Annotated in this window: 20 protein-coding genes and 1 tRNA gene; 2 read left to right on the forward strand and 19 right to left on the reverse strand. The window is 68.0% G+C overall.

All coding sequences use genetic code 11. The features are described from left to right. Positions 1-81: 81 nt before the first annotated feature. The 9 genes from treZ to E3T19_RS10025 all read right to left on the reverse strand — a co-directional run bounded on the left by treZ (position 82) and on the right by E3T19_RS10025 (position 12,321). Positions 82-1,848: a malto-oligosyltrehalose trehalohydrolase gene (gene treZ, locus E3T19_RS09985; RefSeq protein WP_241980140.1), complete on the reverse strand. Its 1,767-nt coding sequence runs from the start codon at positions 1,846-1,848 to the stop codon at positions 82-84. Beyond that, entirely contained in the window at positions 1,845-4,166 is a 2,322-nt protein-coding gene (treY, locus tag E3T19_RS09990) for a malto-oligosyltrehalose synthase (RefSeq protein WP_134408732.1), read from the reverse strand. Before treY ends, treZ begins: the two co-directional genes overlap by 4 nt. Before the next feature lie 5 nt (positions 4,167-4,171). Next, positions 4,172-6,400, reverse strand: a complete 2,229-nt coding sequence (glgX, locus tag E3T19_RS09995) for a glycogen debranching protein GlgX (protein WP_134408767.1) — start codon at positions 6,398-6,400, stop codon at positions 4,172-4,174. Positions 6,401-6,506: 106 nt separating this feature from the next. Then, complete coding sequence (locus E3T19_RS10000) at positions 6,507-7,541, reverse strand: LLM class flavin-dependent oxidoreductase (RefSeq protein WP_134408733.1); 1,035 nt, start codon at positions 7,539-7,541, stop codon at positions 6,507-6,509. 82 nt (positions 7,542-7,623) lie between these two features. Beyond that, positions 7,624-9,087, reverse strand: a complete 1,464-nt coding sequence (locus tag E3T19_RS10005; RefSeq protein ID WP_134408734.1) for an FAD-binding oxidoreductase — start codon at positions 9,085-9,087, stop codon at positions 7,624-7,626. 114 nt (positions 9,088-9,201) lie between these two features. Then, positions 9,202-10,866, reverse strand: coding sequence for an ABC-F family ATP-binding cassette domain-containing protein (locus tag E3T19_RS10010; RefSeq protein WP_088456357.1), 1,665 nt, complete (start codon positions 10,864-10,866; stop codon positions 9,202-9,204). A gap of 55 nt (positions 10,867-10,921) precedes the next feature. Beyond that, positions 10,922-11,350, reverse strand: coding sequence for a YchJ family protein (locus E3T19_RS10015; RefSeq protein WP_103479545.1), 429 nt, complete (start codon positions 11,348-11,350; stop codon positions 10,922-10,924). Between the two features lie 20 nt (positions 11,351-11,370). Continuing rightward, positions 11,371-11,886 (reverse strand): heme-binding protein, encoded by a 516-nt coding sequence (locus E3T19_RS10020; RefSeq protein WP_088456359.1) that lies wholly within the window; start codon positions 11,884-11,886, stop codon positions 11,371-11,373. An 84-nt stretch (positions 11,887-11,970) separates the two neighbouring features. Beyond that, complete coding sequence (locus E3T19_RS10025) at positions 11,971-12,321, reverse strand: zinc ribbon domain-containing protein YjdM (protein ID WP_088456360.1); 351 nt, start codon at positions 12,319-12,321, stop codon at positions 11,971-11,973. A 257-nt stretch (positions 12,322-12,578) separates the two neighbouring features. Between E3T19_RS10025 and E3T19_RS10030 the strand changes: the two genes are divergently transcribed. Then, positions 12,579-13,205: a hypothetical protein gene (locus tag E3T19_RS10030; RefSeq protein WP_134408735.1), complete on the forward strand. Its 627-nt coding sequence runs from the start codon at positions 12,579-12,581 to the stop codon at positions 13,203-13,205. Beyond that, positions 13,202-13,996: a PspA/IM30 family protein gene (locus E3T19_RS10035; RefSeq protein WP_088456362.1), complete on the forward strand. Its 795-nt coding sequence runs from the start codon at positions 13,202-13,204 to the stop codon at positions 13,994-13,996. The genes E3T19_RS10030 and E3T19_RS10035 overlap by 4 nt, the downstream gene beginning before the upstream one ends. A gap of 144 nt (positions 13,997-14,140) precedes the next feature. Here the strand turns inward: E3T19_RS10035 and E3T19_RS10040 are convergent. The 10 genes from E3T19_RS10040 to rplU all read right to left on the reverse strand — a co-directional run bounded on the left by E3T19_RS10040 (position 14,141) and on the right by rplU (position 21,086). Next, positions 14,141-14,216, reverse strand: a tRNA-Ala gene (locus tag E3T19_RS10040). A 73-nt stretch (positions 14,217-14,289) separates the two neighbouring features. Then, positions 14,290-14,775, reverse strand: coding sequence for a ribosome silencing factor (gene rsfS, locus E3T19_RS10045; protein WP_088456363.1), 486 nt, complete (start codon positions 14,773-14,775; stop codon positions 14,290-14,292). A 72-nt stretch (positions 14,776-14,847) separates the two neighbouring features. Then, on the reverse strand, positions 14,848-15,594 hold the full coding sequence (locus tag E3T19_RS10050; RefSeq protein WP_103479546.1) for a hypothetical protein: 747 nt from the start codon (positions 15,592-15,594) through the stop codon (positions 14,848-14,850). Positions 15,595-15,800: 206 nt separating this feature from the next. Further along, on the reverse strand, positions 15,801-16,403 hold the full coding sequence (nadD, locus tag E3T19_RS10055; protein ID WP_255416811.1) for a nicotinate-nucleotide adenylyltransferase: 603 nt from the start codon (positions 16,401-16,403) through the stop codon (positions 15,801-15,803). 2 nt (positions 16,404-16,405) lie between these two features. After that, a complete protein-coding gene (locus tag E3T19_RS10060) occupies positions 16,406-16,612 on the reverse strand; it encodes a hypothetical protein (protein ID WP_088456365.1) in 207 nt (68 codons plus the stop codon). A gap of 106 nt (positions 16,613-16,718) precedes the next feature. Then, positions 16,719-18,008 (reverse strand): glutamate-5-semialdehyde dehydrogenase, encoded by a 1,290-nt coding sequence (locus E3T19_RS10065; RefSeq protein WP_134408736.1) that lies wholly within the window; start codon positions 18,006-18,008, stop codon positions 16,719-16,721. 4 nt (positions 18,009-18,012) lie between these two features. After that, positions 18,013-18,813, reverse strand: coding sequence for a glutamate 5-kinase (gene proB / locus E3T19_RS10070; protein WP_088458016.1), 801 nt, complete (start codon positions 18,811-18,813; stop codon positions 18,013-18,015). Between the two features lie 20 nt (positions 18,814-18,833). Further along, positions 18,834-20,417, reverse strand: coding sequence for a GTPase ObgE (gene obgE, locus E3T19_RS10075; RefSeq protein WP_088456367.1), 1,584 nt, complete (start codon positions 20,415-20,417; stop codon positions 18,834-18,836). An 84-nt stretch (positions 20,418-20,501) separates the two neighbouring features. After that, positions 20,502-20,759: a 50S ribosomal protein L27 gene (gene rpmA, locus E3T19_RS10080; RefSeq protein ID WP_066595878.1), complete on the reverse strand. Its 258-nt coding sequence runs from the start codon at positions 20,757-20,759 to the stop codon at positions 20,502-20,504. An 18-nt stretch (positions 20,760-20,777) separates the two neighbouring features. Then, the gene (gene rplU, locus E3T19_RS10085) at positions 20,778-21,086 is read right to left on the reverse strand and encodes a 50S ribosomal protein L21 (protein ID WP_066595881.1); all 309 of its coding nucleotides are present in this window, start codon (positions 21,084-21,086) and stop codon (positions 20,778-20,780) included. Between the last annotated feature and the right edge of the window lie 2 nt (positions 21,087-21,088).

Consider the following 21,088-nt stretch of genomic DNA (forward strand, 5'->3'; position numbering starts at 1 on the left):
GGGTCCTCCTCGATGGTCAGTGGTACTGGCGAGTGGAGCTGGCGGGTAGTACTGGCGAGTGGAGCTGGTGAATAGATGGACCTAGACGAGCACCGCGACCGAGTGCGGCGGCAGCAACACCCAGCCGGCGTCGAGCCGGGGGCTCGCATCGGCGTTGTTCGCGAAGGCGAGCAGGACGCTCTGCCCGGCAACCGGAACGGACCGAGCGGTCGTGGAGAGGTTGATCACGATCTCGGTCTCGCCGCGGCACAGCAGCAGCCAGCCGTCCGCCTCGTCATAGGCCACCGCGACCCGCGCGAACCGTGGATCGGTCAGGTCGGCGAGCCGGCGACGGAGACCCGCGAGGTCACGATAGAACGCCAGGAGACGACCGGAATCGCCACGCTGCAGTTCGGACCAGTCCAGTTTTGACCGCTCGAAGGTGGCCGGGTCCTGGGGGTCGGGCACCACGGCCGGGTCCCAGCCCATCCGGGCGAACTCGCCGATGCGGCCCTCTGCGGTGGCCAGGCCGAGTTCGGGCTCTGGGTGCGAGGTGAAGAACTGCCACGGTGTGCGCGCCCCCCACTCTTCGCCCATGAACAGCATCGGGGTGAACGGGCCGAGCAGGGTGAGTGCGGCGGCGATGCCCAGCTGGCCGGTGTCGAGCTGGGCGCTGAGCCTGTCGCCGATGGCCCGGTTGCCGATCTGGTCGTGATTCTGCGAGGCGACGACCAGCCGCCAGGCCGGCATCCGTTCGGTGTCGACAGGGCGGCCGTGGTGGCGGCCGCGGAAGGTGGACAGGGTGCCGTCGTGGAAGAACCCGCGGGTGAGCACCTTCGCCAGGGCGCCGAGGGGGGCGAAGTCGGCGTAATAACCGACGGTCTCACCGGTGAGGGCGACGTGCACGGCGTGGTGGAAGTCGTCGCTCCACTGGGCGTCGAGTCCGTACCCGTTGGCTTCACGGGGGGTGATCAGCTTGGGGTCGTTGAGGTCCGATTCGGCGATGAGGGTCAATGGGCGGCCCACGGAGGCGCTGAGCACGGCCACCTCGCCGGCGAGCTGTTCCAGCAGGTGCACCGCGGAGTGGTCCTTGAGGGCGTGCACGGCGTCCAACCGCAGGCCGTCGACGTGATAGTCGCGCAGCCACATCAACGCGCTGTCGATGATGTACCGGCGCACCTCGTCGGAGTCCTGGCCGTCGAGGTTGACCGAGGCGCCCCAGGTGTTGCCCTCGGCGTCGCTGAGGTAGGGCCCGTAGTTGGGCAGGTAGTTGCCGCTGGGGCCCAGGTGGTTGTGCACGACGTCCTGGATCACGCCGATGCCGGCCGCGTGGCAGGCGTCGACAAACCGCTGGTACGCCGCCGGGCCGCCGTAGCCCTCGTGCACGGCATACCAGAGCACACCGTCGTAGCCCCAGTTGTGAGTGCCGTTGAAGCCGTTCACCGGCAGCAGCTCGACGAAGTCCACGCCGAGTGACACGAGGTGGTCGAGCCGGCCGGCCGCGGCCTCCAGGGTGCCCTCGGGGGTGAACGTGCCGATGTGCAGCTCGTAGATGGTGGCACCGGCGAGCTGACGACCAGTCCAGGCGTCGTCCTGCCAGGTGTGCGTGGCCGGGTCGAAGCTGCGGGAGAGGTTGTGCACGCCGTGCGGCTGGCGGCGGGATCGCGGGTCGGGGAACGGGCCGGCGCCATCCAGCAGGAAGCCGTAGTCGACACCGTCAGCGCTGCCGGGCAGGCTGCCGTGCCACCAGCCGGCGTCGCCGCGGGTCATCGGCGCGGTGGCGTCGCCGGCGACCAGCCCGACGGTCTCGGCGGCGGGCGCCCACACGTCGATCGGAACGGCGACGATGTCGGGGTTGTCTGTCGTCACGGGGTGGCCTCCTCGATAGCGGTGGGTGCGGTGATGCTCGCGGGGATCAACAGCGCAACCGGATAGCTCGACAGCAGGTCGGCCAGACGCACCTGGCCGCCGGCGAAGCGGACACCGGTGAGAGCATCATGCCAGTCGTGCCCGGCAAGCATGATCGTGGTGTCACCCCAGCCGGTGCGGGCGAGCGCGACGGGCAGCCGGGTGGCGACGGTCACGGCGCCGCCGCGGTCGTAGGCCACCACGTGGGCGGCGGCCGGGCCGAATGCCTCGACCGGTGCGTGCCGGACGAACAGTTCCGGCCGATCGCGGCGCAGGCGCAGGGCGTTGGTGGTGACGAGCAGTTTCGTGGCGCCGGTTTCATCGATGGGGGGCAGCCAGCCCGCGCTGACGCGGTCCAGGTAGTCCCGGCGCACGGTGTAGTCCACCGGGCGGCGGTTATCGGGGTCCACGAGCGACATCTCCCAGAGTTCGCTGCCCTGGTAGACGTCGGGTACACCGGGCGCGGTGAGCTGGATGAGCTTGAGGGAGAGCGAGTTGCTCCACCCGGCCTGCTTCACCCTGTCGACGAAGGCGGTAACGGTGCGGGTCAGGGGCCCGTCCTCGGCGAGTTCCCGAACCAGGGCGCGCATCCGGTTTTCAAAGTCGTCGTTGGGCGCGGTCCAGGTGGTGGAGAGGTTCGCTTCCCTGGACGCCTTCTCGGCATAGCCGATGAGACGGTCGGTGGAGGCGGGCCAGGAACCCACGATGGCCTGCCAGAGCAGGTTTTCGAACGGGGCGTCGCCGAGCGGGGCCAGGGCACGCAGCTCGCCGAGCACAGCGGTCCACTCATCCGGGATCTCGGCCAGGACCGAGATGCGGGCCCGCACGTCTTCGCCGCGCTTGGTGTCGTGGGTCGACAGCGTGGTCTGTGAGGCGGGCGCAACGGCCAGCCGGGTCTGCTGGCGGCGGTGGAATTCCTCCACCGGCACCGCGAACTCGCTCGGGTCCGCGCCGACCTCGTTGAGGGAGGTGAGCCGGCTGTAGCGGTAGTAGGCGGTGTCTTCGACGCCCTTGGCCATCACCATCCCCGAGGTCTGCTGGAAGCGCACGGCCGCGGGGTGTGCGGGGTCGGTGAGATACGGCAGCAGGGCGGTGATGGTGGTGTCGAGGTCGGGCCGGCGCTGCCGGGCAAGTCGCACGGCGGTGTCGAGTTCGCTGCGGCCGACGGGCAGGTAGGAGCGGTAGACCGGGAACCAGGCGATCAGTTCGGCGAGGGCGTCGGCTGCATCGGGGACCTCGGGGATCAAACGGTCGAGTCGGCGCACCTCACTCTGCAGGATGCCGTCGGCGATGGCGCGCTTGCCGGTGTAGACCAGTTCGGTCCAGGAGACGGCGCCGCCCTGCAGGGTGGCCTCCAGGGTGTCGAGGGCGTCCTGGCCGGCCGGGTCCACCAGGACCCTGTCGAAGTCGGCGAGGGCGTCATAGCCGGTGGTGCCGTGGGCCGACCAGCTGCTGGGCAGCTGTTCGCGGCCCTCCAGGATCTTCTCCACCAGCAGGTAGCCGTCCGGCATGGCGGCGTGCAGCCTGTCGAGGTAGCCGGCCGGGTCGGCGAGGCCGTCCGGGTGGTCGACTCGCAGGCCCTGCACCTGGCCGGTGTGCACCCAGCGCAGGATCTCGCGGTGGGATTCGTCGAAGACCCAGGGCACCTCGACGCGCACACCGGCGAGGGTGTTCACGGCGAAGAAGCGGCGGTAGTTCAGGTCGGTGTCGGCGCGGCGCCAGCTGACCAGTTCGTAGTGCTGCCTGTCGTGCACGACGGCGGCGGGGGCGCCGTCGTCCGCGGTGCCGGGAGCGAGCGGGAACCGGTTGTCGTAGTAGTGCAGTTCGTCGCCCACCACGGTGAGCTGGTCGAGTTCGGTGTCGCCGTCACCGAGTACGGGCAGCAGCAGCCGACCGTTGCCGGCGGGCCAGTCCACGTCGAAGGCCTCGGCATAGCGGGAACCCTGCCCGGCTCGGAGCAGGTCCCACCACCAGGCGTTGCTGTGCGGCGTCTGGACGCCGACGTGGTTGGGGACGATGTCCACCAGGATGCCGCGGCCGGCCGCGGCCACCCGCTCCGACAGTCGGGCGAGCGCCTCGGGGCCGCCGCGGGCCGGGTCGATGCTGCCGTGGTCGATCACGTCGTAGCCGTGGTCGGAGCCCTCCTCGGCCGTGAGCAGCGGCGAAAGGTAGAGCCAGTCCGCGCCGAGCCGGCTGACGTAATCGAGCACACCCGCCGCCGCATCCAGATCGAAGGCCGACGTGATCTGCAGGCGATAGGTGGAGACGGGGATGCTCATGGTGGTTACTCGTGTCCTTCGGTCGAAGAGTACGGGTCCGGCAGCACCGGCAGGGTCAGCGTGGACGTCGGCGGCGACGGGTGGCTTGCCAGCGACGCGGCAACGGAGTGGTCCGGAGCAACCTCGGGCACGTGGTACTCGCGCAGCACGACGAGTGAGCGTCCCATCACGGTGTGGGTGGCACCGGCCGGGCGGGGCTCCGAATCGGCGCCCTCTCCCCCGGTGTCGATCACGATCTCCCAGGCGGGCGAGTACTCGGCGCTCGGCAGGGTGAATTCGACGTCTTCGGCATCCGCGTTGAACAGCAGGATGAAGTTGACGTCGGTGACCTCGCGCCCGCGGGAGTCGCGTTCCCGGATGCCCTGGCCGTTCAGGAACATGCTGACGGTGCGGGACCGACTTTCGTCCCAGTCCTCCGCGCGCATCTCCTGGCCGTCGGTGTTCAGCCAAACGATATCTGCCAGCGGGTCGCCCTCGCCGCGCTTGCCGGGGTGCCCGTCGAAGAACCGGCTCCGACGGAAGGTGGGGTGCTCCTTGCGCAGGCGGACCACAGCGGACGTGAACTCGATCAGGGGCTGGTCGGCCTCGTCCCAGTGGATCCAACTCAGCTCGGAGTCCTGGGCGTAGGTGTTGTTGTTGCCGTGCTGGGTGCGGCCGAGTTCGTCGCCGTGCAGGATCATCGGGACGCCCTGGGAGAGCAGCATCGTGGCGATGAAGTTGCGCTGCTGGCGGCCGCGCAGGGTGCGGACGGTGGCGTCGTCGGTGGGGCCCTCCACTCCGGCGTTCCAGGACCGGTTGTGGCTTTCGCCGTCGTTGTTGTCCTCGCCGTTGGCGTCGTTGTGCTTCTCGTTGTACGACACGAGGTCGTTGAGGGTGAAGCCGTCGTGCGCGGTGACGAAGTTGATCGACGCGACGGGGCGGCGGCCGGAGTGCTCGTAGAGGTCGGCGGAGCCGGAGATGCGGGAGGCGAATTCGCCCAGGGTGGAGGGCTCGCCGCGCCAGAAGTCGCGCACAGTGTCGCGGTACTTGCCGTTCCACTCCGTCCACTGCGGCGGGAAGTTGCCGACCTGGTAGCCGCCGGGGCCGACGTCCCAGGGCTCCGCGATCAGCTTGACCTGGGAGACGATCGGGTCCTGCTGCACGAGCTCGAAGAAGGTGGACAGCTTGTCGACGTCGTAGAGGTCGCGGGCCAGGGCGCTGGCGAGGTCGAACCGGAAACCGTCGACGTGCATCTCGATGGCCCAGTAGCGCAGCGAGTCCATGATCAGCTGCAGCGAGTGCGGGTGGCGCACGTTGAGGGTGTTGCCGGTGCCCGTGTAGTCCATGTAGTACCGGCCGTCGTCGTCCATCAGCCGGTAGTAGGCGGCGTTGTCGATGCCCTTGAACGAGATGGTCGGGCCCAGGTGGTTACCCTCCGCGGTGTGGTTGTAGACCACGTCGAGGATGACCTCGATGCCGGCGGCGTGCAGGTTCTTGACCATGCCCTTGAACTCCTGCACCTGCTGGCCGAGGTCGCCGCTGGAGGAGTAGGCGTTGTGCGGGGCGAAGAAGCCGATGGTGTTGTAGCCCCAGTAGTTGCTCAGGCCCTGGTCCTGCAGGGTGCTGTCGTTGACGAACTGGTGCACGGGCATCAGTTCGATCGCGGTGACGCCGAGCTTCTGCAGGTGCTCGATGACCGACGGATGCGCGACGGCCGCGTAGGTGCCGCGCTGGGATTCCGGCACCTCCTGCTGCAGCTGGGTGAGGCCCTTGACGTGCGCTTCGTAGATGACCGATTCGCTGTACGGGGTGCGCGGGGAGCGGTCGCCGGTCCAGTCGAAGAACGGGTTGACGACGACGCCGAGCATCATGTGCGGGGCGGAGTCCTCGTCGTTGCGGGAGTCCGGTTCGCCGAAGTTGTACGAGAACAGTGCCTGGTCCCAGTCCATGACGCCGCAGGTGGCCTTGGCGTACGGGTCGAGCAGCAGTTTGTTGGGGTTGGCGCGCTTGCCCTCGCTGGGGTTGTATTCGCCGTGCACCCTGTAGCCGTAGCGCTGGCCCGGCTGCACCTCCGGCAGGTAGCAGTGCCACACGAAGGCGCTGGATTCCCGGACTTCGACGGGGGTCTCGGCGCCGTTCTCGTCGAACAGGCAGAGCTCCACCCGCTCGGCGGCCTCACTGAACAGAGCGAAGTTGGTGCCGCTTCCGTCATAGGTTGCGCCAAGCGGGTAGGCAGATCCGGGCCAGGTTTCCACGGTGTACTCCTCGAGGAAGGTCAGAACGAAAGGATGAAGGTGGGTGGTTTGCCCGAGCCGGGCCCACGTGTTCACGCTACCCCGTCCGGGGCACGCCAAATTCCCGTCAGGCCATCATTTCGTGTACCAGAGGGGCTACCTCGGTGCCGTAGAGCTCGATACTGGTCATCAGCTTGTCGTGCGAGAGGGTACCGAGACTGTACTTGAGGTCGAAACGGGACAGCGAGAGCCCGGTGGCCATTTTGGCGATCTTGGTGGCGACGGTTTGCGGGGAGCCGACGAACAGGGCTCCGTCGGGGCCGGCATCCTGCTCGAATCTGGCCTTCGTGGCCGGGCCCCAGCCTCGCTCGCGGCCGATCCGGTCCTGCATGGCGCGGTAGTGCGGCCACATCTCTTCGCGTGCCTGCTCGTCCGTCGCGGCGACGTAGCCGGGTGAGTGCTCGCCGATGGGTTGCGGGTCCTTGCCGAACTGGTCGAGCGCCCGGTGGTACAGGTCGGTGAACTGGGCGAAGGCGAGAGGCTCACCACCGATGATGGCGAGCATCAGCGGCAGACCGTAGTGGGCGGCGCGCACCACGGACTGCGGGCTGCCGCCGACACCGATCCAGGTGCGGATGGAGCCGGATTCGGTCGGCGGGAACACCCGCTGCTCTGTCAGGGAGCCGCGCGTGCTACCCGACCAGGTCACCGGCGCTTCCTTGAGCAGTTCGGCGAACAGCTCGAGCTTCTCTTCGAACAGCTGCTCGTAGTCGCTGAGCTCCAGGCCGAACAGGGGGAAGGATTCGGTGAACGACCCACGGCCGAGGATGACCTCCGCGCGACCGTTGGAGACGGCGTCGAGGGTGGCGAAGCGTTGGAAGACGCGCACGGGGTCGTCGGAGCTGAGCACGGTGACGGCGGAGCCGAGCTTGATGGTGCTGGTCTGACCGGCGATGGCGGCCAGCACGACCTCGGGGGCGGAGACGGCGAAATCCTCGCGGTGGTGTTCGCCGATACCGAAGAAGCTCAGGCCCACCTGGTCGGCGAGCACCGCCTCGGCGACGACGTTGCGCAGCACCTGGGCGTGGCTGAGCAGGCTGCCGTCCGCGGCGTAGGTGACGTCGCCGAACGTGTCGAGACCCAGTTCCAGTGTCGGTGCCATGTGTGGTGCGCCCTTCCGATCAGTTTGTATGCATACGCATACTAGGGCTCAACGGGGCGCACCGGCGTTCTATTCCGCGTCGCTACTGAGTGTCGCCGGTCGCGGTGTCGCCGGGCGACCCAGTGCGGGTGACCGTCGTCGGAATGTTGTGGTTGAGCCTCAGCAGATTCTCGGGGTCGTACTCGCGCTTGAGGGCGGCGAGTCGCTCCAGTTTGGCCGGCCCGTAGACGGCCAGCGCTTGGGCCACCGGGTCGGTGCCGGATTCCGCGCCGAGGAAGTTCACGTACGTGCCGCCGGAGCCCAGCACCGCCATCTCCGCGCCGAACTCGCGGACGAAGGCCACTCGCTCGGCGTCGTCGGCAGGGTCGGTCCAGAATCCGTAGATGTTGAGCCAGAACCGCGCTCCCCGATTCGGGAACGGCGTGTCGTCCTCGGCCACCCTGGCGAAGGCGCCGCCCATGTGGTGGATATCGAAGGCGGTGCCGAGCCAGGTCTGCTCCGCTCCGCGGCGCAGCAGGGTATCGATCACCGCCGGATCCAGACTGTCGAAGGACGTGTTCTTCCAGTAGCCGCGCACACCCTTGGGGAAGACCCCGTCGACGGCGGACTGCCACGCGGTCCACGGCATCGGCTCGTCGGCCTCGACCGCGGGCGGGGCGGCGCGGCGCATCCGGTCGATGACCTCCCGGGCCCTGTCGGTGTCGGTGCCGGCCCAGGCGAAACCCAGCAGCATCAGCGGCTCAGAGCCGAGCCCCATGGCCGGCGGCGGCACCAGCACGCTGAGGATGGAGGTCAGCTCGTCTGGCAGGTCCCTGGTCCACTCGTCGTAGGCCGCCAGCGTCGCCGCCCACTGCTCCTTCGGGTAGACGAAATTGCCGGTCACCGGCCGCGCCGGCAACGGATGCGCCCGGAAGGTGAACGAGGACACCACGCCGAAGTTGCCGCCGCCGCCGCGCAGCCCCCAGAACAGCTCGGGGTTCTCGGTCGCGCTGGCCCGCACTCTCGTCCCGGCCACCGTGACGACATCCGCCGCCACCATGGCGTCTAGGGTCAGCCCGTGTGCCCTGGTCTGCCAGCCGACGCCGCCGCCGAGGGTGAGACCGGCGATGCCGGTGGCGGAGACCACGCCCAGCGGCACGGCGAGCCCATAGGGTTCGGTTGCCCGGTCGATGTCGGCCATGGTCGCCCCGGCCAGTGCCCGCACGGTGCGGGCGTCCGGGTCGACCTCGACGGTGTTGAGCGCGGCGAGATCGAGCACGATCCCCGCGTCGACGGTGCCGTTGCCGGCCACGTTGTGCCCGCCGCCGCGCACGGCGAGGGGCAGCCGGTGCCTGGCAGCCAGGGCCAGGGTCGGCGCGATGTCGCCGGTAGCACGGGCACGCACGATCAGCAGGGGCCGGTGGTCGATCATGCCGTTCCACACCCGCCTCGCGTCGTCGTAGCCGGGGTCGGTGTCGACGATCAGGTCTGCCTCTACGTCGGTGCGCAGGTCCTCAACCAGCCGGCGGGGATCTGTGCCGTTCTCGGGGAAGGTGCTCGATGTCATCGGGAGTCCTCCGTTGATCTACATCACGGGTCGACATCCATGACAGCACCCTCAGAGCCCGGCCGCAACGCCTGTCACGGCTTCGATGACACGGCCTCCGTCAAACGGTTTCCGTCACACGGACTCGGTCACCCGCCCATCCTCGACCGCCCAGTGCCGATCGAGGCGCACGGTGGCGAGCATCCGTCGGTCGTGGGTCACCAACAACAGGGTGCCCGTGTAGGACTCGAGTGCCTGCTCCAGCTGCTCGATCGCGGCGAGGTCCAGGTGGTTGGTTGGTTCGTCGAGCACCAAGAGGTTCACGCCCGTGGCCTGCAGCAGGGCGAGACCGGCGCGGGTGCGTTCACCGGGTGACAGGGCGTCGGCGGGTCGGCTGACGTGGTCGGCGGTGAGGCCGAACTTGGCGAGCAGGGTGCGGATCTCGCCGGCCGAGAGCTCGGGCAGCCGCTGCTCGAAGATGGCCACCAGGGTCTGCTCGCCCGTGACGCTGGCCCTGGCCTGGTCGATCTCGCCGACGGCGACGCTCGCGCCCAGGCTTGTGGAACCGGAATCGGCCGCCAGGCGGCCGAGCAGGGCGCGCAGCAGCGTGGTCTTGCCGGCGCCGTTGGGTCCGGTGATGCCGATGCGCTCCCCCGCGTTGACCTGCAGGGAGACCGGACCGAAGACGAAGTCACCCTGGCGGATGAGCGCTTCGTTCAGGACCGAGACCACGCTGCTCGAGCGCGGTGCGGCGCCGATGGTGAACTCGAGCTGCCATTCCTTGCGCGGTTCGTCGACCTCGTCGAGACGACTGATGCGGCTCTCCATCTGGCGTACCTTCTGCGCCTGCTTCTCGCTGGATTCGGCGGCGGCCTTGCGTCGGATCTTGTCGTTGTCCGGAGACTTCTTCATGGCGTTGCGCACACCCTGGCTGGACCACTCCCGTTGGGTCCGGGCCCGGCCGACCAGATCGGCCCTCTTTTCGGCGAATTCGTCGTAGTCGGCGCGCTTCTGCCGTCTGGCCGTCTCGCGCTCCTCCAGGTAGGAGTCGTAGCCGCCGCCGAAAACCCGGTTGGCGCCCTGGGCGAGGTCCAGTTCGAGGATCTTGGTGACCGAGCGGGCCAAGAACTCCCTGTCGTGGCTGACCAGCACGACTCCACCGCGAAGGCCCGTGACGAAGCCTTCCAGGCGTTCGAGCCCGTCGAGGTCGAGGTCATTGGTGGGCTCATCGAGCAGCACGATGTCGAATCTGGACAGCAGCAGGGCGGCCAGTCCCACCCTGGCGGCCTGGCCGCCGGAGAGCGATGTCATCAACGCGTCCGCGGCCACGTCGGCGTCGAGGGAAAGACCGAGGTCATACAGCACGGCAGGGAGCCTGTCATCGAGGTCGGCCGCACCACTGGCCAGCCAGCGGTCCAGGGCCACCGAGTAGACATCGGCCGGGTCAGCCCCGCCCGGTGCGGCTGGTTCGGCCAGGGCAGCGGCGGCGGCGTCCATCTCCCTGGTCGCCTGGGCGCAGCCGGTGCGACGACCGATGTACTCCGCCACGGTCTCCCCTGGCACCCGTTCGTGTTCCTGGGGCAACCAGCCCACGAAGGCATCCGCCGGCGACAGGGCAACGGAACCGCCCTGCGGCTCGTCGAGGCCCGCGAGCAGGCGCAGCAGGGTGGACTTGCCCGCACCGTTCACGCCGACGATACCGACGACATCGCCGGGTGCGACGGTGAGGTCGAGGGAATCGAACAGTGTGCGGTGGGCGTAGCCACCGGCCAGGGCCTTGGCGACGAGTGTTGCGGTCATGGGTCCAGTTTCCCATCTGGACGTGACGCGCCCGACGCCCCGTCGATTCCGTTGCTCAGTCGGCCGCGTCGAGGTACAGCCAGGCGCCGGACACCTTGACGAATCGGCTGACTTCGTGCTGCTGAGCCCGCCGGCCGTCCTGACGCGAGTGTGCGGTGAATTCCACGACGCCCTCGGTGTCGAACAGGGTTCCCCGCTCGGTCCGGTCGATGTCAAGCCGCATCCACCGCACAGTCGTGTCCAACTCGATGGTGTCGGGCCGAGTTCTCGGATGCCAGGTGCGCAGGAGATAGCCTGCGTCGCCGACCGCGAAGGCCGAGTAGCGCGATCGCATGAGCTGCTCGGCCGTGGCGGCTCGGGCGTCGCTGCGGTGCAGGCGCCCGCAGCAGTCGTCGTAACTGTTGCCGCTGCCGCACGGACAGCGTACGGGAGCGGCGGGGATCGATGCCTGGTCTGAACGGGCTGCAGATGCTGAAGGGGGCATCCAGCCATTATCGACGCCCGTCAGGCCGAGGTCACTCGCACCAACGCCTCATTGCGCCCCCGGAGTCCGGGCCGGAACGGCGGGTCGAACCGTGCGTAGTAGACCGGCCCGTCCGGCAGGAGATCAGCGGCCTCCAGCGACCCGAGCAGGGAACGCCCGTGATCGGTGAATCTCTTTGTGCTCCAGCCCCCGCCGAACCGCAGGACCGCGGCCTCGTGGGCGGGCAGGACGATTATCCGCAACCTCTCGTCCAGTGGCAGGGGCGCACGGTCCGGGTCCGACTCACCCGGGAGCACGAAGCTGATCAGGTGCGCGGACTCCCCCGCCCGCTCGTGCAGCACCGGCGGCGCCATGGGGATCGTCGTTGCCGACAGGTTGTTGCCGGCGAGATAGTTCTGCAGCGGCCGGAAGCCCCGGCTCGCCGCCCGCGTGAAGCCCCCGTCGACCTGCACCTGCACGAGAACACAGTCCGGATAACGGCGCACATCGAAGCCAGGGAAGGCCCGCACCACGGTGTACTGCTGCTGCTCGGTCATATCGGGGAGTGTAATCCGAAGGCCCCCACTTGGGGGTGGAATCTGGGGCTGTAATCGTGACCCCCTTGACTGCCGAGCCGAGGGCTAGGCCTTCTTGACGACCCCGGACTTGAGCTGCATGCTCACTCCCTCGATTCGACATTCGATGTCGTGATCGCCCACACCCTGGCGCAGGCGGATTCCGCGCACCTTGGTGCCCACCTTGATGACGGTAGAGCTGCCCTTGAGTTTGAGGTCCTTGATGATGGTCACCGAATCGCCGTCGGCCAGCACGCTGCCGTGAGCGTCGGTGATCGCGGCATCCTGCACCGGCTCACCGGCGGAGGCGGCCCCTGCCGCCCACTCGTGCCCGCACAGTGGGCAGACCAGCAGCGCCCCCATCTCGTAGGTCAGTTCGCTGGAGCATTCCGGGCACGGCGGCAGGGTCTCATTCACCTCCCCATCGTAGAGCGGGGGCCCAGAGTCGATGGTCCCGCCCGCGGTGAGCCGTTGGCGTCGCCGCGGGTTGACGAGAGCGTTCAGACAAGAACAGGGCATTCCCCGACAACTCCACGCTAATGAGCGTATTTTGCCCGGTAGAGCGTGCCGTCGTTCGGGACGGCACCGCACCAGCCCTGGGATGAAGGTGGAGATATGACCCTGCACGTCCTTAAGAATCCGCCACTGGCGAGCGGACGAGGCGGGTGGTTGACGTGAGCGTCCTCGCTGAGATCCTGATCGCCCTCGCGGCGATCATGGTCGTGTCCACCGTCACGGTCATCGTCATTGCACGCGTGCTGTACAGGCGGCTACGGCGAAGTCGGGCTCTCAACGGTGCCGTGCTGCGTGTGCGCACGCGGGTGAGTGTCGGCCCGAACCACGAAATCCTCCGCCTTCGGTTGCGTCTGAGGGACTCGCTCGCCAGTGGACAGGCCGCGGTTGACCTCGCCGTGCAGAGCGGAGGCCCGCATGGTGAGTTGCAGAGGCTCGTCGGACGGTTGCAGAACGAGGGCACCAGAGTGGAGTCGCAATTGCTGTTGCTGGCCACCGAACGGGACCCTGTCGTGCTCCGAGAGACTCTCCCGGTGGCCAGTCGGCGCGTCGACCAGATCACCGGGTTGGTGGGGCGGGTCCGTTCCGTCGTTGCCGCCGGCCTCGGTGTGCGCACCGATGACACCCTCACGACCCTGGGCGCCGACGTGGACCGTGAGATCGCCGCCGTCGGCGCCGGTGTCGCGGAGTTGCACGCCCTCACCCTGCTGGACGGGTTGCCCACGCCGGAGCGGACCTCGATGCAGCAAACCTCGGCGCACCGGCTAGACAAAAGGAGCACCCCATGACCTTCACCAACCGACTGCGAGTCATCTTCCGGAGCAAGGCCTCCCGCACCCTGGACCGACTGGAGGACCCGCGTGAAGCTCTTGACGACAGCTACGAGCAGCTGGTGCGGATGCTGCAGGACGTGAGGTTGGGCCTGGCCGAGGTTGCCACCGCGAAGAAACGGATCGAGCTGCAGGGCCAGGAGATGGGCGCCAGGCACCAACGGCTGGCCGACCAGGCCGATTCCGCCCTGAACCAGGGCCGGGAAGACCTGGCCAGGACCGCTCTGGAACGCCGCTCCCTGCTGGAGGGCCAGGTGGCCGCACTCCGTGACCAGTACACCCTCCTGCAGAAGCAGCAGGGGCAGCTGCAGGACAACGAACGGCGCCTGGCCGAAAGGGTAGCCGCGTTCCGCACCGAGAAGGAGAGCATCAAGGCCAGCTACGCCGCCTCGCAGGCGCAGGTGAAGGCGAACGAGGCCGCGGCCGGCCTCGGCTCGCAGATGAGCGAGGTCGGTGTCAGCCTCGACAGGGCCAAGGACCGGATCGTTCAGATGCAGGCCCGCGCCGCCGCGACCGACGAACTGCTCGCCAGCGGCGCCCTCACCGATCTCACTGCCCCACCGGATGCCGACCTGGAGCGCCAGCTGTCGTCCGGGGCGACCTCGGCAGAGGTTGAGCGGCAATTGCGAGCCATGAAGGATGCCAGGACGGCACGCCAGGGTCGGCCGGCCGGGTCTCGGGGAGCGGGGCCGGACGCGTGGCTCAGTATCGGGAATGGTCCGACCGGGCCAGGTCCTGAAGCCCCCTGAAGCGTGCCGCCAACTCGCCAACGCCGGGTGAGAAGAGCCGGCAAGAATTCCCCAGAAATATTTCCGGAAATTCTTTTCACCCGGGTTCACAGCACGACGAAAAAACCCCCGATGACTACTGTCATCGGGGGTTTTCCTTGTGCTTGGTGGATCCGAGGGGATTCGAACCCCTGACCCCCTGCATGCCATGCAGGTGCGCTACCAGCTGCGCCACGGACCCAGACTTTGTTTCGAATTCCTCCGAAACAACTTCATTAGGTTACTACATGTTTTGAGTGCTCGCGAACCAAACGCTAGTCCGCGGCGTCAATTTCCACGGTGGATTCGACATCCGCGGCGTCGACGGTCGTGTTTGCGGCGCCGTCTGCGGAGGTGTCGACGGACTCGTCGGACGAGGCGGCCTCGTCGATGGCGCGGGCACTGGCCTGGTCGATGGGGATGACCGGGCAGTCCTTCCAGAGGCGCTCGAGGGAGTAATAGACGCGCTCTTCCTCGTGGAACACGTGGACGACGAGGTCGCCGAAGTCAACGAGAATCCAGCGCCCTTCGGCGCGTCCCTCGCGGCGAAGCGGCTTGTAGCCGGCCTCGATCAGCTTGTCCTCGATTTCGCCGGCGATCGCGACGACGTTGCGTTCGGAGCGTCCCGTGACGATGAGGAAGATGTCGGCCAACGGCAACGGGGTGGAAACGTCAATGGCAACGAGGTCCTCCCCCGCTTTCGAGTCGGCGGCGGCGGCAGCCACCTTGAGGAGCTCGAGAGCGTGGGCAGAAGCGGTCATCGATTGAATCCCTGAGTTAGTAAAAGCGAAAAAGATGGCATGAGGAGATATGGGGTTGGTGGATATTCGGGGTTAGTAGATATTGAGGGCGTAGCCGACGACGAACAGCGACAGCACACCGATGGCGAGCACCGCGGCGGTGATCGCGAGAACCGTTGGCAGGGAGGCGCCGCGTTTGCGAGGCGGCGTCATCACGCCCCGGGTGGAGGTGTGGGTGCTCACGGCGCGGCTGGCGCTCACGGGTGCCACATCGTTGTGGTGACCGCCCTCGTCGAGCTGGTCGAGCATGCGGTCCATTTCGGACGAGTCGAACAGGTTCGGGTGCTGACCGGTAGCGCCCAGGCTTCGCGGGAGGTCGATCGATCCCGTGATCATGATCTCCCCGGTGCTGGTGATGGGGCCGCCGGGGCCCTGACGCGGGATGGACGGCAGGATCAGGGCGTTGGTGGTCGTGGGCATGCCGCCGGCGCCGACGCCGCGGCCCACGAGGTCGTCGAAGGTCGCGTCGTCGCGGCGCCCGATGGTCTCGATGTGGCTGTCGTCCTCGCGGTCCATCGACCAGTGGCCGATCGGCGGGTGCAGAGAGTTGACCGCGGCCGGCGCTTCGGTTCGGGGCTGGTCGTCAGCGGGGGCGGAGCGGGGTGCGGAGACCGGAGCCGGTGGGGCCTGAGAAGGTGCGGCCTGTGCCTGGCCGGAGACCTCGTCGGCGGCACTCGCGGATGAGGCGGCCTGCAGGGCACGAAGCTCACGGCGGGTGAGGGTGCGACCGGCGTCGGCGACGGCCGGATCCTCGGGGACCGGCAGCGGGGCGGGGGCCACAGACGTGTGCCGCGAGTGGTGCGGCTCGGACTCGACAGGCTTGGACTCGACAGGCTCGGACTCGACGGGCTTAGCCTCGACGGGCGCAACGATGTCGCCTGTGGCAGTCTCCTCTGCAGAAGGCGTCTCTGTGACAGCCGGCTCGTGCTCCCGAGCCAACTCGCGCAACTGTCGTCGCGTCAGTGGCTGCGGGCTATTACCCAACGTCATGCCACACTCCGATACAGATGGTGCTTTGAGATGTACTGGACAACCCCGTCGGGGACCAAGTACCAGACCGGGAAACCCCGGTTCACGCGTGCCCGGCAGTCAGTAGACGAGATCGCCAGAGCCGGAACCTCCAGCAAGCTTACGTCCTGGTTAGGCAATCCTGAAATGCTCAGGTCGTGTCCCGGGCGACTCACAGCCACGAAGTGGGCCAGTTTCCATAGTTCGGCGACGTCTTTCCAACCCAGGATCTGAGTTATCGCGTCTGCGCCGGTGATGAAGAACAGCTCGGCATCCGGGCGTTCGGCGTGCAGGTCGCGGAGGGTGTCGATCGTGAAGGTCGGGCCGGTCCGGTCCACGTCGACGCGGCTGACCGTGAAACGGGGGTTGGACGCCGTGGCGATGACGGTCATCAGGTACCGGTGTTCGGCCCGCGTCACGTCGGTCTTCTGCCAGGGCTGCCCGGTGGGCACAAAAATGACTTCGTCGAGGTCGAAGCTCTGCGCAACCTCGCTCGCTGCGACGAGGTGCCCGTGGTGGATGGGGTCGAAGGTGCCGCCCATCACGCCGATGCGCGGGCGGTTCGGGGTCACGGCGCCGATTGTCAGTGGCCGTTGTGGCTGGCTGCGCCACCATGAGCCGCGGCATAGGCGTTGGCCTTGGCGCTGTGGCGGTTCGCGACGTCGCGGAAGCTCCAGACGACGAACCCGAGGGCGGCGAACACGATGAGGGCCACGAGGCCGTAGACCCAGGTCGCGACGGGCAGCTGGGTGTGCTCGACCTCGGCAAGGACAGCGGTCACGAACAACATGGAATCTCCGTTCAGGAATACTTTTTCGCGCTGCATCGGCGGGCGGCAGCGGTACCGCGACCAGTCTAGCGGGACGCTCCGCCCGTGCCGGTGAGCGGCACCGGCGCTAGTCGCGGATCTGGCCGGTACCGCGCACGATCCACTTGGTGCTGGTGAGCTCCGGCAGACCCATCGGTCCGCGGGCGTGCAGCTTCTGGGTCGAGATCCCGACCTCCGCGCCGAACCCGAACTCACCGCCGTCGGTGAACCGGGTGGACGCGTTGACCATGACCGCGGCCGAGTCGACCTCGTTGAGGAAGCGCTCCGCGTTGACGATGTCGTTGGTGATGATCGATTCGGTGTGCCCGGTCGAATACCGACGAATGTGCGCGATCGCGGCGTCAAGGTCGGCCACCACCTTGACGGACAGGTCCAGGCTCATGTATTCGGTCGCCCAGTCCTCGTCGGTCGCGGGAACCGCCGCCGGGTAGAGTGCTCGCACCGCGGCGTCGCCGTGGATGGTGACCCCGGCGCCGGCGAGCTTGGCGAGCACCCCTGGCAGCACCCGCGCGGCCGCCTGCTCGTGCACGAGCACGGTCTCGACGGCGTTGCAGACGCTGGGTCGTTGAACCTTGGCATTGTGCACGATGTCCGCGGCCCACTGCTCGTTGGCGGAGGCATCCAGGAAGATGTGCACGACACCGGCCCCGGTCTCGATCACGGGCACCGTCGACTCGGTCACGACGGCCTGGATCAGCCCGGCACTGCCGCGCGGAATGAGCACGTCGACCAGCCCGCGGGCCTGCATCAGCGCCGTCGCCCCGGCCCGTCCGAGCGGGTCGATGGTCTGCACGCACTCCCCCGGCAGGCCGGCGGCGACCAGCGCCTCGTGGATCAGGCCGACGAGTACCCGATTGGAGTTCTCGGCGGCGGACCCGCCACGCAGCACGGCGGCGTTGCCGCTCTTGAGGGCGAGAGCGGCGATGTCCACGGTCACGTTCGGGCGGGCCTCGTAGATGACACCCACGACACCGAAGGGCACGCGTATTTGGCTGATCTTGACGCCGTTGGCCAGGCTGCTGCCGCGCACGACCTGGCCGACAGGGTCGGTCAGCGCTTCGATCTCGTCGACGGCGTCGGCCAACGAGCGGATGCGCGCCTCGTCCAGGCGCAGCCGGTCGAGAAGTCCGGCAGTCAGGCCGTTCTCGGCACCGGCGGCCAGGTCGAGGGCATTGGCGGCGACGATCTGCGCCACGTTCTCGCGCAATGCCACGGCGATTCCCTGGAGCGCCGTGTTCTTCAGCCGGGTCGGCGCGGACGCCAGTGCGAGCGAAGCCGTCCGGGCTGCGACGAGCATCGCCGTGAACCCGTCAGGGCTGGAACCGGGCACGGCCGTGGCGGGTAGGGTCTGCGACATGCCGTCAGTTTAGGGCAGAACGCCTCACTGTTGTCGGGTCGGCCGGCTCGAACCAGGTGCCGATCGAGTCGCCGCGGAGGGCCTCGGCGACCAGCGCCGTCGACGTCACCAGGACCGCGGTTCCGGCCTCTGCGGCGATCCGGGCTGCGGAGACCTTGGTGCCGGCGCCGCCGGTGCCCACGCCGGACTGGGAGGAGCCGAATTCGACGCCGGGGAGGGTATCGCCCAGAGCCACGTGCTCGATTCGTTCCGCTCCGGGCAGGTGTGGGGGCCGGGTGTACAGCGCATCAACGTCGCTGAGCAGAACGAGCAGGTCCGCCTTGACGAGGGTGGCGACGAGGGCCGCGAGCCTGTCGTTGTCGCCGAACCGGATCTCGTGGGTGGCGACGGTGTCGTTCTCGTTCACGATCGGCAGGATGCGGAGGCCCAGTAGCCGTTCCATGGCGCGCTGGGCGTTGCTGCGCGGCGACGCGTTGTCGAGGTCACCCGCGGTGAGGAGCACCTGGCCGGCGACGATGTCGTACCGGTCGAGGCTGTCCTGGTAGCGGAAGATCAACAAGTTCTGCCCCACGGACGCTGCGGCCTGCTGGGTGGCGAGGTCGGTGGGACGCTCGTCGAGCTGCAGGTACGGCATCCCGGTGGCGATGGCGCCTGAGGACACCAGTACCACCTCGGCGCCGCGGCCGTGCGCTGACGCCAGGGCGTCAACGAGGGGTGCGATCTGCCCCACATTGGCGCCGCTGATCGAGGACGATCCCACCTTCACGACGATCCGTGCCGCAGTGCCGACGCCGCTGCGCTCCAGCGGCCGCCTCGCTCCTCCGGTCACTCGGAGTCGCCCTCCTTGACGCGCCGGCGGGCGGCGTTGTTCTCGGTGACTTCGCCTTCGCCGGCGTTGAACTCCTCTTCACCGGTGGACCACATACCGGCCTCGCGCTCACGGATGAGTTCGGCACGCGCGGCGGACTTGGCGTCCATGCGCTTGAGGTATTCCTCACGACGCTCGTTGCTGGTGCGGCGCTTGGAGTCGTCCATCCGACTGTCGGTACCACGCGGGGCAGTGATCAGCTCGGCTGTGGAGGTGAGGGTGGGCTCCCAGTCGAAGATCATGCCGTCGCCAGGGCCGATGACCACTGTCGAACCGGCGACAGCGCCGGCCTTGAACAGTTCGTCCTCGGTGCCGAGCTTGGCCAGTCTGTCGGCGAGGAAGCCGACGGCCTCGTCGTTCTTGAAGTCGGTCTGCTGCACCCAGCGTTCGGGCTTGGCGCCGAGGATACGGAAGATGTTGCCGAACGAACCACCCTCGACGCGCACGATGAAACCGCTGTCGTCGACGGGCTTGGGGCGGATGACGATACGCGGCTTGAGGGCCGCGGCTTCGGCGCTCGTGATCCGGCCGGCTTCGACGGTCTCGGCCAGGGCGAAGTTCAGCTGGCGAAGTCCCTCGTGGCTGACCGTGGAGATCTCGAAGACGCGGTAGCCGCGCTCCTCGAGTTCGGCCTTCACGAAGGCGGCGAGTTCGCGGCCTTCCGGTACATCGATCTTGTTCAGCGCGATCAGCTGGGGACGCTCGAGCAGGGGCGTCTGGCCCTCGGGCACCGGGTACGCGGCGAGTTCGCCGAGAATGATGTCCAGGTCGCTGATCGGGTCGCGACCGGGGTCGAGCGTGGCGCAGTCGAGCACGTGCAGCAATGCGGTGCAGCGCTCAACGTGGCGCAGGAATTCGAGGCCGAGCCCCTTGCCCTCGCTGGCGCCCTCGATGAGACCGGGCACGTCGGCGACGGTGTAACGCACCTCACCGGCATCCACTACGCCGAGGTTGGGCTGCAGGGTGGTGAAGGGGTAGTCGGCGATCTTGGGCCGGGCCGCCGAGATGGCCGCGATCAGGCTGGACTTACCGGCCGACGGGTAGCCGACGAGTGCGACGTCGGCCACGGTCTTGAGCTCGAGGTAGACATCGCCCTCGAAGCCGTAGGTGCCCAGCAGCGCGAAGCCGGGGGCCTTGCGCTTGGTGGAGGCGAGCGCGGCGTTGCCGAGTCCGCCCTGTCCGCCCGCGGCGACGACGATGCGGTAGCCGGGCTCGGTCATGTCGGCGAGCTCGTTGCCCTCCGCATCCTTGACGACGGTGCCCAGCGGCACGCTCAGCTCAATGATGTCGCTGCCGTACCCGTTGCGGTGGTCACCCATGCCGGGGCCGCCGTTCGCGGAACTGCGGTGCGGTGAACGGTGGAACGCGAGCAGGGTGGTCACCTGCGGGTCGGCGACGAGAACGATGTCGCCACCGTTTCCGCCGTTTCCGCCATCGGGGCCGGCGAGAGGCTTGAACTTCTCGCGTTTGACCGAGACACAACCGTTTCCTCCGTTGCCCGCTCGCAGGTGCAGCGTGACTTGGTCAACGAACGTGGCCATGGGAATGCCCCTTTCAGGTGGCGATACAAACAAACATGAGGACGAGCCGAAGCCCGCCCTCATGCTGAAAAGCTGTGTGGATGCCTAAGCGGCAGCTACCACGATGTTGACGACCTTGCGGCCACCCTTGGCACCGAACTCGACCGAGCCGGCTTCGAGGGCGAAGAGAGTGTCGTCGCCGCCACGGCCGACGTTCACGCCGGGGTGGAAGTGGGTGCCACGCTGACGGACGATGATCTCGCCCGCGCCGACAACCTGACCACCGAAGCGCTTCACGCCGAGGCGCTGAGCGTTGGAGTCACGACCGTTGCGAGTGGAACTCGCACCTTTTTTGTGTGCCATTAGTTATTCTCCTCGGGCCTAGGCGATGCCGGTGACCTGAACGCGAGTGAGCTCCTGACGGTGCCCCTGACGCTTCTTGTAACCGGTCTTGTTCTTGAACTTCTGGATGACGATCTTCGGGCCGCGAAGGTCGTTGAGGACCTCGGCGGTGACCTTGACGTTGGCCAGCGACGTCGAGTCAGAGGTGATCTTGTCGCCGTCGACGAGAAGCACGGCGGCCAGCTCGACGTTGCCGTCCTTGTCAGCCTTGATTCGGTCCATCGTTACGATGGTCCCGACCTCTACCTTCTCCTGCCGCCCACCGGCGCGCACAACTGCGTAAACCACTT

The sequence above is a fragment of the Cryobacterium sp. TMT4-31 genome, from assembly GCF_004403385.1.
In the GTDB taxonomy this organism is placed as follows: domain Bacteria; phylum Actinomycetota; class Actinomycetes; order Actinomycetales; family Microbacteriaceae; genus Cryobacterium; species Cryobacterium zongtaii.

Coding starts and splice junctions, on each gene's coding strand:
- treY (WP_134408732.1), bottom strand. CDS start 4,166: ATGAGCATCCCCGTCTCCACCTATCGCCTGCAGATCACGTCGGCCTTC.
- E3T19_RS10010 (WP_088456357.1), bottom strand. CDS start 10,866: ATGACCGCAACACTCGTCGCCAAGGCCCTGGCCGGTGGCTACGCCCAC.
- obgE (WP_088456367.1), bottom strand. CDS start 20,417: ATGGCCACGTTCGTTGACCAAGTCACGCTGCACCTGCGAGCGGGCAAC.
- E3T19_RS10065 (WP_134408736.1), bottom strand. CDS start 18,008: ATGTCGCAGACCCTACCCGCCACGGCCGTGCCCGGTTCCAGCCCTGAC.
- rsfS (WP_088456363.1), bottom strand. CDS start 14,775: ATGACCGCTTCTGCCCACGCTCTCGAGCTCCTCAAGGTGGCTGCCGCC.
- E3T19_RS10020 (WP_088456359.1), bottom strand. CDS start 11,886: ATGACCGAGCAGCAGCAGTACACCGTGGTGCGGGCCTTCCCTGGCTTC.
- E3T19_RS10000 (WP_134408733.1), bottom strand. CDS start 7,541: ATGGCACCGACACTGGAACTGGGTCTCGACACGTTCGGCGACGTCACC.
- rpmA (WP_066595878.1), bottom strand. CDS start 20,759: ATGGCACACAAAAAAGGTGCGAGTTCCACTCGCAACGGTCGTGACTCC.
- E3T19_RS10015 (WP_103479545.1), bottom strand. CDS start 11,350: ATGCCCCCTTCAGCATCTGCAGCCCGTTCAGACCAGGCATCGATCCCC.
- E3T19_RS10060 (WP_088456365.1), bottom strand. CDS start 16,612: ATGTTGTTCGTGACCGCTGTCCTTGCCGAGGTCGAGCACACCCAGCTG.
- E3T19_RS10005 (WP_134408734.1), bottom strand. CDS start 9,087: ATGACATCGAGCACCTTCCCCGAGAACGGCACAGATCCCCGCCGGCTG.
- E3T19_RS10035 (WP_088456362.1), top strand. CDS start 13,202: ATGACCTTCACCAACCGACTGCGAGTCATCTTCCGGAGCAAGGCCTCC.